The 18,941-nt window shown below is 40.8% G+C and carries 19 protein-coding genes; 13 read left to right on the top strand and 6 right to left on the bottom strand.

From position 1 onward, the window contains the following. Window positions 1-32: 32 nt before the first annotated feature. Complete coding sequence (locus RM552_RS00405; protein ID WP_311366821.1) at window positions 33-1,532, bottom strand: CYTH domain-containing protein; 1,500 nt, start codon at window positions 1,530-1,532, stop codon at window positions 33-35. A gap of 80 nt (window positions 1,533-1,612) precedes the next feature. Here RM552_RS00405 and RM552_RS00400 point away from each other — a divergent pair, with 80 nt between their 5' ends. Beyond that, window positions 1,613-2,314 (top strand): TIGR04211 family SH3 domain-containing protein, encoded by a 702-nt coding sequence (locus RM552_RS00400; RefSeq protein WP_311366820.1) that lies wholly within the window; start codon window positions 1,613-1,615, stop codon window positions 2,312-2,314. A 19-nt stretch (window positions 2,315-2,333) separates the two neighbouring features. Here the strand turns inward: RM552_RS00400 and putA are convergent, their stop codons facing one another. Further along, window positions 2,334-6,140: a bifunctional proline dehydrogenase/L-glutamate gamma-semialdehyde dehydrogenase PutA gene (putA, locus tag RM552_RS00395; protein WP_311366819.1), complete on the bottom strand. Its 3,807-nt coding sequence runs from the start codon at window positions 6,138-6,140 to the stop codon at window positions 2,334-2,336. A gap of 330 nt (window positions 6,141-6,470) precedes the next feature. Between putA and RM552_RS00390 the strand changes: the two genes are divergently transcribed. The 12 genes from RM552_RS00390 to RM552_RS00335 all read left to right on the top strand — a co-directional run bounded on the left by RM552_RS00390 (window position 6,471) and on the right by RM552_RS00335 (window position 16,080). Beyond that, the gene (locus tag RM552_RS00390) at window positions 6,471-7,553 is read left to right on the top strand and encodes a class I mannose-6-phosphate isomerase (RefSeq protein ID WP_311366818.1); all 1,083 of its coding nucleotides are present in this window, start codon (window positions 6,471-6,473) and stop codon (window positions 7,551-7,553) included. Between the two features lie 34 nt (window positions 7,554-7,587). Next, the gene (locus tag RM552_RS00385; protein WP_311366817.1) at window positions 7,588-8,853 is read left to right on the top strand and encodes an Nramp family divalent metal transporter; all 1,266 of its coding nucleotides are present in this window, start codon (window positions 7,588-7,590) and stop codon (window positions 8,851-8,853) included. Between the two features lie 97 nt (window positions 8,854-8,950). After that, entirely contained in the window at window positions 8,951-9,232 is a 282-nt protein-coding gene (gene ftsB / locus RM552_RS00380) for a cell division protein FtsB (protein ID WP_311366816.1), read from the top strand. Between the two features lie 31 nt (window positions 9,233-9,263). After that, window positions 9,264-9,983 (top strand): 2-C-methyl-D-erythritol 4-phosphate cytidylyltransferase, encoded by a 720-nt coding sequence (gene ispD, locus RM552_RS00375; RefSeq protein ID WP_311366815.1) that lies wholly within the window; start codon window positions 9,264-9,266, stop codon window positions 9,981-9,983. Then, the gene (gene ispF, locus RM552_RS00370; protein ID WP_311366814.1) at window positions 9,980-10,456 is read left to right on the top strand and encodes a 2-C-methyl-D-erythritol 2,4-cyclodiphosphate synthase; all 477 of its coding nucleotides are present in this window, start codon (window positions 9,980-9,982) and stop codon (window positions 10,454-10,456) included. Before ispD ends, ispF begins: the two co-directional genes overlap by 4 nt. After that, complete coding sequence (truD, locus tag RM552_RS00365; RefSeq protein ID WP_311366813.1) at window positions 10,450-11,553, top strand: tRNA pseudouridine(13) synthase TruD; 1,104 nt, start codon at window positions 10,450-10,452, stop codon at window positions 11,551-11,553. The genes ispF and truD overlap by 7 nt, the downstream gene beginning before the upstream one ends. A gap of 67 nt (window positions 11,554-11,620) precedes the next feature. After that, a complete protein-coding gene (surE, locus tag RM552_RS00360) occupies window positions 11,621-12,376 on the top strand; it encodes a 5'/3'-nucleotidase SurE (protein WP_311366812.1) in 756 nt (251 codons plus the stop codon). 1 nt (window position 12,377) lies between these two features. Continuing rightward, window positions 12,378-13,010 carry a protein-L-isoaspartate(D-aspartate) O-methyltransferase gene (locus tag RM552_RS00355; RefSeq protein ID WP_311366811.1) on the top strand — a complete coding sequence of 211 codons (633 nt, stop codon included), beginning with the start codon at window positions 12,378-12,380 and terminating at the stop codon, window positions 13,008-13,010. Further along, the gene (locus RM552_RS00350; protein WP_311366810.1) at window positions 13,007-13,585 is read left to right on the top strand and encodes a YqaA family protein; all 579 of its coding nucleotides are present in this window, start codon (window positions 13,007-13,009) and stop codon (window positions 13,583-13,585) included. The genes RM552_RS00355 and RM552_RS00350 overlap by 4 nt, the downstream gene beginning before the upstream one ends. Before the next feature lie 29 nt (window positions 13,586-13,614). Next, window positions 13,615-14,448 (top strand): peptidoglycan DD-metalloendopeptidase family protein, encoded by an 834-nt coding sequence (locus tag RM552_RS00345; RefSeq protein WP_311366809.1) that lies wholly within the window; start codon window positions 13,615-13,617, stop codon window positions 14,446-14,448. Between the two features lie 21 nt (window positions 14,449-14,469). Then, window positions 14,470-15,480, top strand: coding sequence for an RNA polymerase sigma factor RpoS (gene rpoS, locus RM552_RS00340; protein WP_311366808.1), 1,011 nt, complete (start codon window positions 14,470-14,472; stop codon window positions 15,478-15,480). A 69-nt stretch (window positions 15,481-15,549) separates the two neighbouring features. After that, the gene (locus RM552_RS00335; RefSeq protein ID WP_311366807.1) at window positions 15,550-16,080 is read left to right on the top strand and encodes a hypothetical protein; all 531 of its coding nucleotides are present in this window, start codon (window positions 15,550-15,552) and stop codon (window positions 16,078-16,080) included. Between the two features lie 4 nt (window positions 16,081-16,084). Here the strand turns inward: RM552_RS00335 and folA are convergent, their stop codons facing one another. From folA to rplU, 4 genes are all read right to left on the bottom strand, one after another. After that, window positions 16,085-16,579 (bottom strand): type 3 dihydrofolate reductase, encoded by a 495-nt coding sequence (gene folA / locus RM552_RS00330; RefSeq protein ID WP_311366806.1) that lies wholly within the window; start codon window positions 16,577-16,579, stop codon window positions 16,085-16,087. Between the two features lie 25 nt (window positions 16,580-16,604). Continuing rightward, window positions 16,605-17,780, bottom strand: coding sequence for an Obg family GTPase CgtA (cgtA, locus tag RM552_RS00325; protein WP_311366805.1), 1,176 nt, complete (start codon window positions 17,778-17,780; stop codon window positions 16,605-16,607). Between the two features lie 335 nt (window positions 17,781-18,115). Further along, entirely contained in the window at window positions 18,116-18,373 is a 258-nt protein-coding gene (gene rpmA, locus RM552_RS00320) for a 50S ribosomal protein L27 (protein WP_311366804.1), read from the bottom strand. A gap of 14 nt (window positions 18,374-18,387) precedes the next feature. Beyond that, window positions 18,388-18,699 (bottom strand): 50S ribosomal protein L21, encoded by a 312-nt coding sequence (gene rplU / locus RM552_RS00315; protein WP_311366803.1) that lies wholly within the window; start codon window positions 18,697-18,699, stop codon window positions 18,388-18,390. Window positions 18,700-18,941: the final 242 nt, after the last annotated feature.

The raw sequence follows: 18,941 nt of genomic DNA, 5'->3' as shown, positions 1-18,941 counted from the left end.
ATTACCTAGAAAGTTCAAATACTGAACAGAATTTACCAATAAATCTCTGCATCCATCGCGACTTTTCGGGTTTGTTCCATAACTTTAATTACACTATGAGTTTTGTCTTCAATCCAATTGGCTAAATCGGCTCTGTCTTCGTCAGGAATATCATCTAAAGAATCGCGCAACAAACGCAATGCTTTTAACTCTTGAATACCTGTGTGTAGATCTTGCCATGGTGCTCGGAACTGGCCTCGACTCTCAGTAAATAAGTCTGCCAAAATAAAGCCGTTGATCAAGGCTTGTCGTAGCATAACCTCTAGTGCCAAGTACTGTTTATCATCAAGGCTAGTGTGGCGCGACATCGACTGCAACATAGTTTGCCAAGACTGCGAAAGCCAGCCGCTGGCGTGTTTTTTTACCGCAATATTTGCACCCGAATTTTCATTGCGCCATGGCTTTTCAAGCAACACTCTAGAAGCGCTCAATTGTACTTTAGCACTCAAAGAAGATAAGTTTAGATCCAGAGGTTTATAAGCATTTAATAAGCCTTCTCTGCGCCCGAGTAAATAATTCATTAAGTTCTGATTTTTGGGAATGCGCTTACTAAATGGCCCTTTTTTAGAGCGCAAGTCGCGCAGGCCCTGCAGTTGCTCTTGCCAAGCCCAAGCTTGCGATAACTTGAGTAAGAGTTTATGTAAGGTCAGTAATTCTTGGCATTGTAAAACAGGTAAAAATAGTGCGACACCTTGCAAAATATATTGAATATCGTTTCTAATTTCTTGAAGTACTTTTAAGCTAAGCTGCTCTGCATAAACATATTGGTTATATTGCCAACGTTTCAAACACATTTGCAAGAGTTTACAAAACGCTTCTTCAGTGCTGTCATCACCAGTAAGCGGCAAATATTTTGGTAGTCGCTTTAATTCAAGGATATTACCTTGATAGAGCTGATAGCCCCGAGCTGCTTTTGTGACATCACTTAATCGACAAGGAATATAATTTACCATTAACTCTGCAACGTTAAACAAATGCCGTTTGTCACCTTCAACAAGTTCTAATTCAATCTCACAAATGGGTAAACTATTTTGCCTATGTTTTACTTCACCTAAATCAAACACCACTTCCATTTTGTAATCTTTATGGGTTAACTCGAAAGTGGTTCGCTCAAAGTCAGTAGAAAAAAGACTCTCTATTGACTCATTAATATACTGCAAATCAAAGTCTTGCGGCCAAATCTCTGGGTTAAACTTACTCAAGTCGGGCTTGTTATCTGAAAGTGGTATATTGTATTCAGGGCGCTGATGCAAACCACCCTCTACTTGCCCTCGTGTTTTGATCGTCTGTTCGTATTGATTGTCTTTAGCACGAACTCTAAATCCAATTTTCCGCGAGCCTAAAAACAGTTCAGGGGTATCATAATACTCATTATATAAATGTGCATGTTGACGACTAACGCTAATATTTTCACTAGCAAAAATATCAAGCATTTTAGACTCAAATAGACCTAGAGCATCTTGGGTACAAACCAGTTTTAATTCAATTTCCATAAAACCGCATTTTTTAAAAAGTTTGATTAGAAAACTATAGCACATTCAGTTGCTTGTTATTTAATTAACATAAGATTACCATGCTTAAAAATATTCGCGCAGACCACATTATGAATGTCTCTTCAATGACAACAAATAATTTCGAATTTATGACCTTTATGTTTTTAATAGTGCTAGCACTGTGTACGGCGATGGTGCCAAACAATGCCTTCGCATTAGTGCAAGATCAAAGCGAAGGCTTTGAGGACGAACCCAATGACCAAGATGGTGATTTTCGGTACGTGTCGAGCAACCTGTTCACATACATGCGCTCGGGACCTGGCACTCAATATAGGCTCTTAGGCTCAGTAAATGCAGGTACGCGCATACAAGTATTGCAAGTAGATAGTGACTATACTGAAATTATAGACAACCGACAGCGTACAGGTTGGATAGAAAGTAAATTTGTTACTGGTGAGCCCTCATTTAAAATGCAAGTTGATCAGTTGCAAACCGTACTAGAAGAAAATAAAACGCTGATTGAAGCTATGAAATTGGACACCTTAGCCGCTCAAGAAAGAGCTAAAAGTGCCAAGGAGCAAGCTAACGAACTTAATCGTAAAGTGACGGAACATTTAGAAGAAATTGCGCGACTTAACGAATCAATAGAAAAACGCGAACGTTCAAACAATATGCAATGGTTTACGCGCGGGAGCATACTGGCTGTTATCGCCATTATTATCGGCTATATTATGGGTTTGACTGGGCGTCGCAGAAGTCAATCTAGAAGCGGGCTAATGTAATTAGCCCGCCATAATTGCTTTAATCGTCGTCTTCTGTCAATGTCATTAGCGAAGTATTGCCACCCGACGCAGTCGTATCGATACTAATGGTTTTTTCTGTTAATAAACGCTGGATCATGTTGTCGTTATGTTCTGCAGTGATTACCGGCAAAATGGCACCTTGCCTCATTGCCATCTTTTGCACAAATCGGGCAGTACGAGAAGTATTACTGTCAACCACCATGCCAGCTATATCTTTATGCTCGAGTAATGCCTCTAAGTGCTTCAAACGAGCCACTTGAAAGACTCCTTTACTTTGCCCCGTACTCTCAAATTTATCCTTGAATGCAAGGGCTTCCTCGTAAAATAAATCCGACACTACCGCTATGACTGTATTGCCCGTTGCCAACGCGGTCACAATAGAAAGTGTCCAATATTCAAAGGTTACTTCTTTGTCAGCGAAGGTAACAAGTACTCCTCTTGGCTCTAAATGAAGGGTATTTGATTCACCTGTAGGCCCCGGCAGTTCTAGTGGCTTTTTTAAGCGTTTTTCAATCGCAATAAGCTGAGAACGCGCACTGGCAAGAGTTTGATTTAAGTCTTCTGCAAGGTCATCGACTATATCAACAGTCGCAATTTTAGCTAACAATTGCCTAACAGCAGATAATCTTGATGTTAAGCTGGTTAAACGCCATTCGTGTGTCACACTAATGGCATTTAGCAACATTTCGTTGACTTCTTGCTCTGCCATATTGTCACTCGCCAACGCGTGGTCATCGGCAAATTCGTCACTTAGCTCACCAAAATCAGGAGTGACTTTTTCCATCATTAAACGCGGTAAATAATTTGGACCACCCGCTTTAGGCCCAGTCCCTGAGAGCCCTCTACCCCCAAAGGGTTGCACGCCTACAATTGCACCTATCATATTACGGTTAATGTAAATATTGCCAGCGCGAGAGAGTTTCGCACATTCGTAAGCTCGTTCCTCGATACGTGTATGAATACCCATTGTGAGACCAAAACCGGTGTCATTGACTTTGTCTATAACTGAGGTTAGTTCTTTACCTTTAAACCTGACCACATGCACACAAGGACCAAATACTTCTTTTTTAAGCACGCTAATATCTTCAATTTCATATAAAACTGGTGCAAAAAATGTCCCTTCTGTTGCTTCGTCTGGTAATTCACACTCAAATAATGTTTGCCCAAGGCTTTGCATATATTCTTTGTGTTCGTTTAAGTTATTTAACGCTTTTTTGTCAATAACTGGCCCAACATCAGTAGTCAGCCATTGAGGGTCTCCTACACTCAGCTCCTTCATTGCGCCCTTGATCATTTCGATCACGCTGTCGGCGATTTCTTCTTGTAAGAACAAAACTCTTAATGCTGAACAACGTTGCCCTGCACTTTTAAAGCCAGACATAATTACGTCGTCGACCACTTGCTCAGGTAGCGCAGTCGAATCGACTATCATGCAGTTTTGACCCCCGGTTTCGGCAATGAGTGGCACTTGCGTCGAAGCGCGTTCTGCCAGTATTTGCGAAATTAAGGTACCTGTTTGAGTTGACCCTGTGAACATTACGCCTTGAATTCGTTCGTCGGGCAAAATCACTCTGCCAACTTCGGGGCCTTTTGCTATGACCAATTGAATGGCATCTTCAGGCAAACCAACTAGTTGCATTAAAGCAATCGCCCTTTGCGCAATTAAACTAGTTTGCTCTGCAGGTTTAGCGATAACCGCATTACCGGTGACAAGTGCAGCAGCTACTTGCCCTAAAAATATAGCGAGTGGAAAATTCCAAGGACTAATGCACAATATTACGCCCCTCGGTGCTAAGCGATTTTCAGGATCGATTTTTTCAGCTTCAACCGCATAATATCTGCAAAAATCGACAGCTTCTCTTACTTCATCAATGCCATCTTGGGTAATTTTACCCGCCTCTTTAATGCATAAACCAATCAACTCATCCATGTGTCTTTCGAGTATATCTGCTGTGCGTATAAGCAGAGCAGCACGTTCAGCGACCGGTGTTTGTGACCAAGATGCAAATGCCTTTTCGGCCTTTTCGAGTTTACTGAGCATGGCTTGCTCATCGTCAAAATGATGATGCCCAATTATCTCATTCAGGTTGGATGGGTTTTTAACAACAAAATCAGGCTGTTGACTCTCAACACTTTGCAGCGCTTTTTGTTGCCTCGCAAACCATCTTTTTACGCCACTAGACAAGTCATTTAGCTTATTAATGTCATAAAGATCAAAGCCTTTAGAGTTAGTGCGACTATCACCAAACATATCCTTAGGCATAGTGATTTGTGTATTTTGACGGTTAGCCAAACGCTGGGTATGTTCAACTGGATCAGTCAGTAATTCTTCAACCTCTTTAGTATGATCAACTATTGCATTTACAAAAGACGAATTAGCCCCGTTTTCTAGCAAACGTCTTACCAAGTAAGCTAACAAGTCTTCATGATGACCCACAGGTGCATATATGCGGCATTGTATTTTGTCATTTTTAACAATTTGATCGTATAGCGTATCACCCATTCCGTGTAAACACTGAAACTCAAAACCTTCTTTGTCGTCGCCTGCTAATTCTAAAATAACTGACGCAGTATAGGCATTGTGAGTCGCAAATTGTGGGTAAATACTGTCTCGATATGCCAGTAAGCGATTTGCACAGGCATGATAAGATACGTCAGTAGAAGCTTTGCGAGTAAATACAGGAAAGTGTTCAAAACCGCCCTGTTGAGTATGTTTAATTTCGGTATCCCAGTATGCGCCTTTCACTAAACGAAGCATGAGTTTTTTGTTAGTATTTAGGGTGAGTTCTCGAATCCATTCAATCACAAAAATAGCGCGTTTTTGATAGGCTTGTACCGCTAAGCCAAAACCATTCCAATCGGCCAACTCTGGGTCGCTAAATACCCGTTCAATAACGTCTAAAGAAATATCTAAGCGCTCTGATTCTTCAGCATCAACGGTTAAACCGATATCATATTTTTTAGCCTGCAAACATAAACGCTTAAGTTTATGACTAATTTCAGGCACAACTCGTTCGTGCTTTAAAAAATCGTAACGAGGGTGAATGGCTGACAACTTTACTGATATACCGGGGCTAGTCCGCGGCCCTTTGCCTTTAGCGGCCTCACCTATCACTTTAATTGCGTCTTCATATGAACGGTAATAACGAGCAGCATCTTTAGCCGTGCGGGCCCCTTCTCCGAGCATATCGTAAGAATAAACATAACCAATTTTTTCTTTGTCTTGGGCGCGCTTAACGGCATCTTCTATGGTTTCGCCCATTACAAACTGTTTGCCCATGACCTTCATGGCAATATTCATTGCTTTTCGAATAACCGGTTCACCCATGCGGCCCATGGTCTTTTTGAGCAACCCAAACTGTGACTTTTTACGCTCGTTGGCATAGTTAACCATATTGCCTGTAAACATTAGGCCCCACGCCGACGCGTTAACAAATAGTGAGTCGCTGTTACCTAAATGCGATGACCATTGTCCTTTTGATAATTTATCGCGAATAAGCGCTTCTTGCGTGCGCTTATCAGGTATCCTCAGTAGCGCTTCTGCGAGGCACATAAGCACAATGCCTTCTTCCGTAGATAAGGAATATTCATGTAGTAAGGCATCTACTCCGCCATGGCTTTCTTGATCATTACGAATGGTTAGCACCATATTACGTGCACGCTCCCAAGCCCTGCTGCGCGCTCGCATACTCACTTCTGCTTCGGGTAATATATGTTCTAATGCTTGGGCTTCATCGATTCGATAATAATTCCGAATTTTTTGTCTAAACATAGAATTGGTAGCTAAATTCTTTGCAATAAGCATTAACATTTGCCTCTAAAAACGCTCATTAATATGGCGGGTAACAGATATGCGCGTACAATATATATTCTTGCTCGATATTTCTACCTTAGTGTTAATTTTTGAGCAATAAACTACGCCCAATAATATTTATATGAGTTTATCCAACAAAAAATCCTAGTTACAGCAAAAGATTATTGTTAGGCTTTTATGATAAAAAGACGACACCAAAAATCATATGACTCTCTTAAGGCATCAATAATTGGCGGCATTAAGAGCTTTAATAATATTTTAGAGGAAGTAGTCGCCTACCCCAAGTCGAGCAAAAACGAAGGCTGAAAGCATCCAAAAACTATGCAAAAACTAATTAAATTCACTCAAAATAGAGTTTGGCGAACCTACCAAGGTGGCAAGCTACTTGATCAAATAGCAGGCATTGATCCAGCCAAAGACTCAAGTTTTCCTGAAGATTGGATTGGCTCAACGGTCGCTGCTAAAAATATTGGACGAGAACATATTCAAGAAGGTTTAGCGACAGTTGAAAATGAACAAGGTGAACGCGTTTTATTTAATGATGTATTACTTAGCAATCCTGAATTCTACTTGGGCAAAGTTGACAACAACCATACCGCTTTAGACGATATACCCTTAGTTAAATTTCTCGACAGTGCAACACGCCTTCACTTTCAAGCTCATCCAACACGCGAGTTTGCCCAGCAACGACTTAACTCCAACCGCGGCAAAACCGAAGCTTATGTTATTCTGGCGATTCGTGAAGACGTAACTGAACCCTATATTTATGCTGGTTTTCAACGCTCGCCGTCACGTGAACAACTAAAACAATGGATTGAAACACAAAACATTGAGGCGATAGAAGCCTGTTTCGATAAAATCCCAGTAAAACCCGGAGATGTGTTTTTACTCCCCGGTGGCCGACCGCACGCACTTGGTGAGGGGATCCTAATGCTTGAAATTATGGAGCCCTCCGATTGGGCGGTACGATTTGAATTCGAGCGCTGCGGTTATGTTATTCCAGAGGCGGCTCGTTTTATGAACCGAGGGATTGAAACAGCATTAGATGTATTTAATTTTGAACCAGTGCTGCAAAAAAATATAGATAAAGAGTTTCGTTGTGAGCCAAAAATATTGCATCAAGATACTCACGGAAATTTATTGGAAGAGCTCATTGGAGCGAACAAAACCGATTGCTTTAAAGTAAAACGTGCCAATGTGAGTGAACGTTTTGAGCGTCACGAAAAGGGTTTCTTTATCGGGATTGTTAGTGAAGGCTCAGGTAGTATAATTTTTGATGGACAAACAATTGAACTAAAACAGTGGGAAACGTTTTTCCTGCCAGCGGGTATAGTCGATTTTTGTTATCAAAGCAGTGGTAAGCTAGCCATTCTTGAATGCTATCCCGCTGACACAAATACATAATATCCAAATAGTGAAACAATAAAAAAGGTTAATTATGCAAGCTCAAAAAGGATGGAAACAAAAAGGCAGTCAGTTGCTGGCGCTAATTTTACCAGGCTTATTTTTATTGGGCTTTAATATTGGCACTGGCAGTGTTACCTCAATGGCTAAAGCGGGTGCAGATTATGGCATGTCATTGCTATGGACTATTGTGGTGTCGTGTTTATGCACCTTTTTTATGATCAATTTATATGGTCGTTTTACTATCGTTACCGGCGAAACCGCCCTACAAGCATTTCGTAAGCATATTCATCCTGGCGTAAGTATTTTTTTCATAGTTGCCCTTACCACAGGTGTGTGTGGCAGTGTGATGGGCGTAATGGGCATAGTGGCCGATATTTGCTATGAATGGTCTAAGTTAATTTTTGAAGAAGGCATCGACCCACTATACTTTGCGATATTTTTTGTATCTTTGGTTTACTATATTTTTTGGCAAGGTAAAACCCAGTTTTTTGAACGAAGTTTGGCAGTGATCGTCGCCATAATGTCTGTATGTTTTGTGGCTAATTTTTTCTTGTTAATGCCACCACCTATGCAATTACTACAAGGATTAGTACCCAACATTCCAGATGTTAGTTTGAGTACCAAAGACCCTTTATTGATTATCACGGCAATGATTGGCACAACAGTATTTTCTGGCCTTTTCATTATTAGAACAACCCTAGTAAAAGAAGCAGGATGGACGCTAGACGATTATCGAAAACAACGACTAGACGCTGCTTTTTCTGTATTCTTAATGTTTGTTATTAGCGCCTCTATTATGGCTGCTTCGGCAGGCTCGCTGCATATTGAGGGGATCAGCCTAGATAAAGCTTCACAAATGATGAGCATTTTGGAGCCTTTGGCCGGCGCTTTTGCAACGTCGATATTTGCAATAGGCCTTATTGCCGCAGGTGTTTCTTCGCAATTTCCAAACATCCTAATGCTTCCTTGGTTGTTATGCGACTTTAACGGTAGCAAAAGAGATATGACTTTGCCGAAGTTTCGAATAATGGTCTTCGCTATTTCATTGCTTGGATTGGTAGTGCCCATATTTGAAGCACGTCCTATTTTCATTATGATATTGTCACAAACCTTTAATGCGTTTATTTTGCCAATTACAGTTGGCTGTATCTTTTATTTATCAAATCGAAGCGATTTGATGAAAGAGCATAAAAACAAACTGGCATCCAACCTTATTTTAGTCGTCATATTTGGCTTCTCTTTATTTACTTCTTGGATAGCAATAAAGGCTATATGGCAAGTATTAAGCAATTTATAAAGGCTAAAATGGCTGTAGCACTATTGCATACCTAAGCCCAAAATGTGTTATAGTTTGGTCAAGAATCGCTCCATAATACAACCCATAGCAGGTGCTTATGAAGAATAAATGGATCCCCTTAATATTGTTGGCATTGTTATGTGCTTTGCAAGCACGATTGTGGTTTGGCAAAAACAGCATCGCCGATTTTAACCAAATGCAAACTCAAATTACTGCTTTAGAAGAACAAAACGCTAGCTTAAAACAGCGTAATCAACTCTTACAAGCAGACATCAACGATTTGCAGTTAGGTATTGAGTCTATGGAAGAACGAGCGCGCTACGAATTGGGTTTAATAAAAGAAGGCGAAACTTTTTATCGTATCCTGCCCAAACAATAGTGCTAAAAACACCCTTTAGCGAGTCTGTAAAATGCTTCTACCAGCTACTTTTCCATTAATTATCCTTGCTGCGGGTATAGGCGCACGTATGGGCGCTAAACAAGCTAAGCAATATATCGAGATAAATGGCAAAACCATTTTAGAACATACACTTGACGTATTTTTATCACATTCACGAATTAGTCAAATTGTTGTGGTTTTGCATCCCAAAGACGACATTTTTCACAAATTGCCAATTGCTCAACATGAATTAATTACCACAATTATTGGGGGCGATGAACGCGTAGACTCTGTGTTGTCTGGTTTAAAACATCTAAACCAAATGTCTAATAAAACGAACGAAAATCAATATGTTTTAGTGCATGATGCTGCGCGGCCTTGCATTGACCATACGTCTATTTCGCAGTTGATTGAAGTATGCGAAAATGACGTAGGTGGTATATTGGCAATTCCTGTTGCCGACACAATAAAACAAGCTAAGGCTGAAAATTCGCTTATCGATAAAACGATAAACAGAGAGAAGCTATGGCAAGCTCAAACGCCTCAAATGTTTAAACTGCAAGACTTATATTCGGCAATTATTAGCGCACAAAAAAAAGGACTGAATATTACCGATGAAGCATCGGCAATGGAACATAGCGGAGCAAGTGTTAGACTAGTATTGGGCACGTCGAAAAATATCAAAGTCACACACCCAAGTGACCTATCGCTAGCCACATACTATCTTGCTGATAAGGAAAAAACGATATGATTAGAATTGGCCACGGCTACGATGTGCATAAATTAGGTGGTGAGGGACCAATTACTTTGTGTGGTGTTAAAATTGACCATCATTGTGGACTTATTGCTCATTCTGATGGCGATGTTGCTACCCATGCTTTGTGCGACGCTTTGCTTGGTGCTCTTGCTTTAGGTGATATTGGCAAGCATTTTCCCGATACTGATTCGGCCTATGCAGGTGCAGACTCATTGGCCTTGCTAAAACACGTATACAACCTAGTTAAAGAGAAGGGTTATGAACTGAGCAACGCAGATATTACTATTGCCGCTCAAGTACCCAAATTGGCTCCTCACATAATAGAGATGAGGAATTTACTTTCAGCCGCCCTTGAAGTGGATATATCAACCGTAAGCGTAAAAGCAACCACCACCGAAAAGCTTGGCTTTGTAGGTAGACAAGAGGGTATCGAAACCCATGCTGTTGTGTTAATACAACAATGCTAGGTCTACAACCAAATGCTTGGCGATATTTGCACAATGGCCCGCTTTTCAAAGCTAATATCAAAGCACAGCTAAAAGACTTTAAAGTAGTAGAAAAACTCACTTTTGAACCCAACGGCGAAGGTGAACATGACTTCCTATTTATTGAAAAAGAAGGGCTAAACACTGCGTTTGTCGCCGAAGAAATGGCTAAGTTCGCAAAATTGCCATTACGAAATGTTAGTTACGCTGGACGCAAAGATAAATTTGCTAGCACGCAACAATGGTTTGGCGTTTACTTTGGTAAAAAAGAACGTGTTGACTGGGATAATTTCTCGCTAGTTGGACTGCAAATTCTAAAGCAAACAAAAAATCAACGTAAACTCCGTTTAGGCACCATAAAAGCTAACGCCTTTGAAATTCGCTTACGTAACATTAGTGATTTAAACGAAACTCAATTGCAACAACGCTTACAAGACATAAATAGAAATGGTGTGCCAAACTACTTTGGTAATCAACGCTTTGGTGAACGAATAAAAACCGATGGAAGCGTAGAACTAGGTGGTAATTTGCAACTTGCAGAAAAGCTTATGCAGGGCGAAGCAATAAGAAACAGAAACAAACGTTCCATGGCAATTTCTGCCTTACGTAGCTGGCTTTTTAATTATTTTGTCAGTGAACGATTACAAAACGCGGGCTTTAAGGTACTAAGTGGCGATGTGTTTATTTTAAAAGGCTCAAATAGTTTTTTTGTGCATGAATTGATAGGGACAAGTTCACAACAACAAGCGCAAAATGAACAATTGATAAAGCGATTAAGTGAACGCGACGTTTTGTTTAGTGGCCCAATGTGGGGAGAAGGCAAACTCGACAGCACATCCGCAGCGCTTGAACGAGAACAACAAATAAGTGCTACATTTCCTGATATCTGTGAACATTTAGCCAGTTTAGGTTTAAAACAACAACGTCGACCTGCGTTCATATTTCCGGAAAATTTGGCTTATGAGATTGAAGATAATGATCTGATTTTACGTTTTTCACTCCCTAGTGGAAGCTTCGCCACGTCAGTATTGCGAGAAATTGTAGACATTGATGTTGGTATTGCGCCACCAAAAGTTTAGAATACGCGCGCGATATACAAACTAGCAATAATAACTTGTGGATATTTCTGAAAGGACATTCAATAAAATGCGAATTTTACTGAGCAATGATGACGGTGTTTTTGCAAAAGGCATTGCAGTAATGTATCAACATTTAAGTCAATCCCACGACGTTGTAGTAATTGCGCCAGATCGCAATTGCAGTGGCATGAGTAATGCGTTGTCTTTGCACCAGCCTTTGCGAATGACCCAAGCTGAAAATGGATTTTACGCTGTAAATGGTACGCCTTCGGATTGTGTGCAACTGGGGATTAACAGTGGCACCTTCGATATTTTTGATTTAGTGGTTTCTGGTATTAATGATGGCCCAAATTTAGGCGACGACACCATTTATTCAGGCACAGTGGCAGCGGCGTTAGAAGGACGGCATTTGGGCTTGCCCGCTATTGCTGTATCTTTATGTGCCGACAAACGAGCTGAACAGCATTACGAATTCTCAAGCGCAGCTGTTATGACATGCCAATTAATAAATAAAATCATCGAACACCCACTAGAAGCAAAACAAATACTCAATCTTAATGTACCCAATTTGCCCCTTGATAAAATAAACGGTATTAAAACAACTCGCTGTGGCAATAGGCATAAAGCTGAAACAATGGTACAAAGTACAGACCCTTTTGGAAAAAAAATATACTGGTACGGAAAACTTGGCAATGAACAGGACGGTGGACCTGGCACCGACTTTCATGCCGTAGCAGAGGGTTATTGCTCGGTTAGCCCATTGTCAACCGATATGACTGTCCATCAGCAAATTGCTCGAATAAAACCATGGCTAGAGAAATAGCATGAAAACAAGAAGCGGCGCTCAACTTGCACAACTTTTAGCTGAAAAAGGCATAAAGAATAGTTTAGTTCTAGAAACTATCGCCAATACGCCTCGCGCGCTTTTCGTGCCCGCTTCGTTAACTCATCAAGCTTTTGAAAATACGGCACTACCTATTGGTCAACGTCAGACTATTTCTCAGCCTTATACCGTAGCAAGAATGACCGAGTTATTGTTAGAAAAAGTAGGTAAAGATTCGCGAGTATTGGAAATTGGCACGGGTTCGGGCTATCAAACTGCGATTTTAGCCAGTATTTTTGACCAAGTATGTTCAGTCGAGCGAATAAAAACGCTGCAGTTTCAAGCCAAAAGAAGAATGAACCAATTAGATTTACATAATGTCAAAATGAAACATTCTGATGGCTGGTTAGGGTGGGCGAGCAAAAGTCCATTTGATGCAATTATTGTGACAGCTGCAGCATCGAAAATGCCGCAAGCCCTACTAGAGCAATTGGCCGACGGTGGAAGATTAGTGATACCAATAGGTGATACGGAGCAACGTTTAATGTGTATGGATAAAATAGATGAACAAGTTAACGAACAGGTGATTGAGCAAGTTAACTTTGTGCCCTTGGTCTCTGGAGAAGTGTTATGAAAATATTTACGCCCCTTTATGACACTTGTTTGCGTTGGGCGAAACATCGACATGCAGAAAAGTATTTAGCAGGGCTAAGCTGTGCAGAAAGTACCTTTTTTCCTATCCCGCCTGATGTCATGCTAGCACCAATGGTATTAGGCCAAACTCACAAAGCATGGCGCTTTGCGCTAGTCTGTACAATAGCATCAGTTATTGGTGGTATTATTGGGTATGCACTGGGTTATTTTGCGTTTGAGTCTTGGCTTGCACCACTAATTGAGCAATGGGGTTACGCTGAAAAACTCGCTCTAGCAGAAGCTTGGTTTGCCAAGTATGGCGTGTGGGTTGTGTTTATTGCGGGATTTTCACCTATCCCCTACAAAATATTCACTATTAGTGCTGGTGCGCTAGCCATGGCGTTTTTTCCCTTTGTAATCGCATCGACTATTGGACGTGGTATGCGCTTTTTTTTGGTCGCGGCATTCATGAAATATGGCGGCCCACCAATGGAAGCAAAACTAAAAGACTATATTGAATATTTAGGGTGGGCCGTCATAATTGCCGCTATTGTTGCGTATTTAATACTTAGATAAACACAAAACATCAAGGCTAATTTAGCGATATGGAGATCAAATCTTTATTACTTTTTGTAAGCACACTGTTACTGCTAGCGGCCTGTAGTAGCCAGCATAACCCTGCACCCGTTATTAGCTTGTCAACTAAAGTTGCCACTCCACAAAACTTAACTGTCATAGAAGGTAATGAGTATATTGTGCAGAAAGGCGACACTCTTTTTGCAATTGCATTTTATAGTGGTAATGACTACCAATACCTGTCTAAAATCAATAACATACCTGCTCCTTATATCATTACAAAAGGACAATTAATTAGGCTTAAAGCGGATGTAAATAATCAGGATATCAACAAAAACATTGCGCCAGAACAAGGTGAGCGAAAATTAAGCAAAATACAAGTTGACCATACTAAACAGCAGGCGTATGGTGTGAATAAGAAAGAAATACATCGAAAAAACCAAGATAAAAAACAAATTGCTTCGAATAATACTGATATTAAAGCAAAAGCAATCAAAGATTGGATATGGCCGGCTATTGGTACGCATACAATAGCGACAGTTGGCGATGACGGAAGCAAAAGAGGCCTTGATATTAAAGGCCGTCTAGGCACAGAAATAAAAGCATCAGCCAAAGGTAAAGTAGTATATGCGGGGAATGCACTAAAGGGATACGGTAATCTTATTATTATTAAACATAATGATGAATACTTAAGTGCATATGCGCACAACGAAGCAATATTAGTACGTGAGCAAATGTATGTTAAACAAGGCCAAAAAATCGCAACAATGGGTAGCTCTGGCGCCAGTGATGTTATGTTGCACTTTGAAATTAGAAAAAAAGGTAAATCAGTTGACCCTTTCCGATACCTGCCAAAACAATAGAGAGACTTGCGGAGGCTTATCATGGTAGCAAGCCAAAACTCAGGTGCCGACAACAATACCGAAATAGACGCTTTTGATTTTGACGATATTGAAGAAGCTGTTGAAATTGAAGCAGTTGAAATTAAAAAAGCAAGTTCTGAAAACGAAGACGCCGACGCTTATGCTAGTGCCAGTAAAGGTCAACCTGTACCTAAACAGTTAGATGCCACGCAAATTTACCTAAATGAAATTGGTTTTTCTCCCCTATTAACTGCGGATCAAGAAAAGAAATTTGCACGCGAAGCAATAGCTGGTAAAACTGCGTCACGTGAACGTATGATCGTTAGCAACCTGCGTTTAGTGGTTAAAATTGCTCGCAGATATAACAACCGAGGCTTGGCATTACTCGATCTAATAGAAGAGGGAAATCTTGGTCTGATCCGCGCTGTTGAAAAGTTTGACCCTGAAAGAGGTTTTCGATTTTCTACTTATGCCACTTGGTGGATAAGGCAAACAATTGAACGTGCTTTGATGAATCAAACACGTACGATAAGGTTACCTATTCATGTAGTGAAAGAATTAAACCTATATTTGCGTACCGCACGAAAGTTAGCCCAAGAACTAGACCATGAACCCACGGCAGAAGACATTGCTAAAGCAACCGGTGAGCCCGTCTCTAGCGTTAGCCGTATGCTGAAACTCAATGAACGTATTAGCTCGGTTGATACGCCTATTGCCAGTGATAGTAACAATGCAATGCTCGACATAATAGCCGATGATAGTGACGCATCACCCGAATCTAAGCTTGAAACAGCTACCATGAAAACAGACATAGTAGAATGGCTAGAAGTCCTTAACCCTAAACAACGCGAAGTATTGGCAAGACGCTTTGGTTTGATGGGGCATGAGCCTGCAACACTCGAAGATGTGGGTGCAGAGATTGGCTTAACACGTGAAAGAGTAAGACAAATCCAAGTTGAAGCATTAAAACGACTGAAAGAAATTCTTCGTCATGAAGGTCTTAGTATAGAGTCAATATTTTCTGAGACCTAGTACTTGCCAGCATGCACCTGCTATTATTAGAAAACCTATTAACAATAGCAGCATCTAGGGCGAAGAGTCATGCAAGTAAAAGTAGTATTACGATTATTCATATCTGCGTTAATCGCTTTTGTTAGCTACGCCGCATGGGCTTATTATGCCAATAGCCTAGTTACCGACGACCAAGCTGTGTTAATAAAAGCCGCCATTGTGCAAGGTATTTATAGTGGTGGCGTGACTTTAATTTTTACACTTTTTTTAGAGATATTCTTTAAAAGGTTTGGCTCTTCTAGTTATTGCTTGGTGCTTATTGTGCCTCGGATCAATACTCAGCATAGCAAAAAAACACCCTGCTCCACCGTAGAAACTTTTGAAGCAGGACTCAAACTTTCTGAGAAAAAATGTAATGGCCGTTGTTTACCTGGCGCTTGGCTTTCTCCTTTGCCAGCACTGCTATTACAAAGTGTTCTAGTTATTACAATAAATGTATTATTCGCAACACCTAATTTATGGTTAACAGTTGCCCCATCAATCGCCTTTAGTGGTGTTTATGGTTATGTTTATAGTTTTGGTTTAGCGCGTAAACTGCATAATAAAGAAACCATAGCCTGAAGTACTAGGCTGATTTAATTAGGGTGACAAACTCGTAATTATGCGGATTTTTGTCATCTTTGAGATGTTTTTGACTTGCGTCGACCTGCCATTTGGCCACCGAGTTGTAGTCTGGAAATGTAGTATCTCCTTCAACGTCTAAATCGATATGTGTCAAATATAGTGTATTGGCATGGGGTAAAAAAGATTCATATATGGTCCCACCGCCAATAATCATGACAGTTTGGGCTTCTAATTGCGCTACTTTTAATGCTGACTCACAAGAATTAACAACGACTGCATCGTTCAAAGAATATGCCTGATTGCTAGTAACAACAATATTTTTTCTGCCAGGCAATGCCTTTCCAATAGACTCATAAGTTTTTCGTCCCATAATCACAGGATGGCCAAGCGTAGTTTGTTTGAAGTGTTTTAAATCAGCCGGCAAGTGCCAAGGCATTTTGTTGTCTTTCCCTATGACCCTATTTTTAGCCATAGCGGCAATCATACATATTTTCATTTACTACTCTTTAGCGCCGAAGCACCTACTCTTTTACATATATCACGTTAGGATGATCATCATCTTCATCATCATCGTCTTCATCTGAATAATCAGACTCATTATAATTTTTGTTTACATCGCCATTTGATGCGTCAAACTCATCCCACTTGAAACCAATTTCTTTTTGTTCTTCTTCTGAAAACTCTTCAGGTGGTAAGTCGTCTAAAAACTGCATGATATCTTGGCATAGTTCGTCTGTACCCAGTTTATGGAATGCAGACATTTGATAATAATCTTCTTCCCATCCCATTTGGTCGGCAATTTGCTGACAAATAGCATCAGCTTCGTCTTCAAGCATTAAATCAATTTTATTGAAGACTAACCACCTTGGTTTTGCGGCTAATTTAGGATTATAGGTTTCTAGCTCGTTGATAATAGTGAGCGCATTTTCGACTGGGTCACTGCCATCAGCAGGCATAATATCCACTAAATGTAATAACACCCTGCAGCGCTCTAGGTGACGTAAAAATTGAATTCCTAGCCCAGCACCGTCAGAAGCTCCTTCTATCAGGCCGGGTATATCAGCAATGACAAAGCTGGCCTGAGAGTCTAAGCGTACAACACCTAAATTAGGCACTAGTGTGGTGAAAGGGTAATCAGCTACTTTAGGTTTGGCTGCAGATACTGAGCGTATAAATGTTGATTTACCAGCATTGGGCAAACCTAACAAACCTACATCAGCTAATAGCATGAGCTCGAGTGCTAAATGTCTAATTTCACCTGGCGAACCATTAGTTTTTTGTCGTGGCGCTCTGTTAGTACTGCTTTTAAAACGCGCATTTCCAAGTCCGTGAAATCCGCCCTGTGCAACTTTTAAGCGTTGCCCATGTTTGGTTAAATCACCTAATACTTCTGCGGTTTCAATGTCGGTAGCACGGGTACCAATTGGCACTTTAACAGTAAGATCTTCGCCTTTACGCCCAGTACAATTAGCACCTTGACCATTTTGCCCACGCTCTGCCCTATGAAAACGCTCAAAACGATAATCAATCAGGGTATTTAGGTTTTCATCGCCTTCAAGGTAAACGCTACCACCGTCGCCGCCATCGCCACCATCGGGCCCACCTTTAGGAATGTATTTTTCGCGCCGAAACCCAACAACGCCGTTGCCGCCATCGCCGGCTTCAACGCGGATTTCTGCTTCATCTACAAATTTCATTTTTTCGTTCTAATCCTAAAATTAAGGGTAGAGTTTACCAGTTTATCAATACTAGCGTAAGCCTGTACTCAAATAGTACAACAGCAACAACACAATGAGTCGGCATCAATGGAAAGAGCGACCAAAGGTGAGTAAGGGCAAGAAATTAAGGTATCAAACGCCATGGATGGCGTTTGTTAAGCGGCCATGGATGGCGAAAAGCGTCCTTAATTTTTTGCCCTTACTCACCTCAGCGGTTTTCCATTGATGCCCACTCATTGTGTTGTTTGCACAAACTTCTTACAGGCAAAAAAAACCCCGCTAATGCGGGGTTTCCGAATTATCTTTTACCGCGTTTACTCAGCAACGATGCTGACGAATTTGCGGTTTTTAGGGCCACGTACTTCAAACTGTACTTTACCGTCTGCTAAGGCGAATAAAGTATGGTCACGTCCGATACCCATGTTGTTTCCAGGATGGAATTTAGTACCACGCTGACGAACAATAATGTTGCCTGCTAATACGTCTTGACCACCAAAGCGCTTAACACCAAGGCGTTTACTTACTGAGTCACGACCGTTTTTAGTACTACCACCAGCTTTTTTATGTGCCATGTGTTCGTCTCCTCTTAAGCGTTAATCGCAGTGATTTTCACTTCTGTGAACCACTGACGGTGTCCCATCTGCTTGCGTGAATGCTTGCGTCGACGAAACTTAACAATATTTATTTTCTCACCACGACCATGCGTGACAACCTCAGCAGACACTTTACCGCCTGCAACATAAGGTGTGCCGATTTTTATATCGTCACCATTACTTACCATCAAGATATCATCGAACTCAACGGTTTCACCCGGTGCCACTTCGATTTTTTCAAGACGAACGGTTTGGCCTTCAGCCACACGGTGTTGTTTACCACCACTTTGGAAAACCGCGTACATATATTTCTCCGCTCTGCGCATACAAGCGCTCAATTCAAAAAACAGGGCGCGAATTATAGGTAAACTTTGCTTGGGATTCAAGACTAAATTCAAGTTTATTTAGACTTAAACAAGATTAGTGTGTGTTTTTGCCTTTAAGAAACCCGTAAACCCACTAGATAAGGGCGATAGTAGAAAAATTAACCATTACTAGAGTTACGGATTGATTGATGTAAAATAGGCATATTATTAGAAATTCCAGA

The organism is Glaciecola petra, assembly GCF_031846345.1.
GTDB lineage: Bacteria > Pseudomonadota > Gammaproteobacteria > Enterobacterales > Alteromonadaceae > Glaciecola > Glaciecola petra.
Note: the sequence above shows the minus strand (reverse complement) of the source record. Positions and strands in the feature narration are given on the sequence as shown.

Excerpts from the sequence above, each read along its gene's own strand:
- RM552_RS00405 (WP_311366821.1), bottom strand. The coding sequence starts at position 1,532 with ATGGAAATTGAATTAAAACTGGTTTGTACCCAAGATGCTCTAGGTCTA.
- RM552_RS00400 (WP_311366820.1), top strand. The coding sequence starts at position 1,613 with ATGCTTAAAAATATTCGCGCAGACCACATTATGAATGTCTCTTCAATG.
- putA (WP_311366819.1), bottom strand. The coding sequence starts at position 6,140 with ATGCTTATTGCAAAGAATTTAGCTACCAATTCTATGTTTAGACAAAAA.
- RM552_RS00390 (WP_311366818.1), top strand. The coding sequence starts at position 6,471 with ATGCAAAAACTAATTAAATTCACTCAAAATAGAGTTTGGCGAACCTAC.
- RM552_RS00385 (WP_311366817.1), top strand. The coding sequence starts at position 7,588 with ATGCAAGCTCAAAAAGGATGGAAACAAAAAGGCAGTCAGTTGCTGGCG.
- ftsB (WP_311366816.1), top strand. The coding sequence starts at position 8,951 with ATGAAGAATAAATGGATCCCCTTAATATTGTTGGCATTGTTATGTGCT.
- ispD (WP_311366815.1), top strand. The coding sequence starts at position 9,264 with ATGCTTCTACCAGCTACTTTTCCATTAATTATCCTTGCTGCGGGTATA.
- ispF (WP_311366814.1), top strand. The coding sequence starts at position 9,980 with ATGATTAGAATTGGCCACGGCTACGATGTGCATAAATTAGGTGGTGAG.
- truD (WP_311366813.1), top strand. The coding sequence starts at position 10,450 with ATGCTAGGTCTACAACCAAATGCTTGGCGATATTTGCACAATGGCCCG.
- surE (WP_311366812.1), top strand. The coding sequence starts at position 11,621 with ATGCGAATTTTACTGAGCAATGATGACGGTGTTTTTGCAAAAGGCATT.
- RM552_RS00355 (WP_311366811.1), top strand. The coding sequence starts at position 12,378 with ATGAAAACAAGAAGCGGCGCTCAACTTGCACAACTTTTAGCTGAAAAA.
- RM552_RS00350 (WP_311366810.1), top strand. The coding sequence starts at position 13,007 with ATGAAAATATTTACGCCCCTTTATGACACTTGTTTGCGTTGGGCGAAA.
- RM552_RS00345 (WP_311366809.1), top strand. The coding sequence starts at position 13,615 with ATGGAGATCAAATCTTTATTACTTTTTGTAAGCACACTGTTACTGCTA.
- rpoS (WP_311366808.1), top strand. The coding sequence starts at position 14,470 with ATGGTAGCAAGCCAAAACTCAGGTGCCGACAACAATACCGAAATAGAC.
- RM552_RS00335 (WP_311366807.1), top strand. The coding sequence starts at position 15,550 with ATGCAAGTAAAAGTAGTATTACGATTATTCATATCTGCGTTAATCGCT.
- folA (WP_311366806.1), bottom strand. The coding sequence starts at position 16,579 with ATGAAAATATGTATGATTGCCGCTATGGCTAAAAATAGGGTCATAGGG.
- cgtA (WP_311366805.1), bottom strand. The coding sequence starts at position 17,780 with ATGAAATTTGTAGATGAAGCAGAAATCCGCGTTGAAGCCGGCGATGGC.
- rpmA (WP_311366804.1), bottom strand. The coding sequence starts at position 18,373 with ATGGCACATAAAAAAGCTGGTGGTAGTACTAAAAACGGTCGTGACTCA.
- rplU (WP_311366803.1), bottom strand. The coding sequence starts at position 18,699 with ATGTACGCGGTTTTCCAAAGTGGTGGTAAACAACACCGTGTGGCTGAA.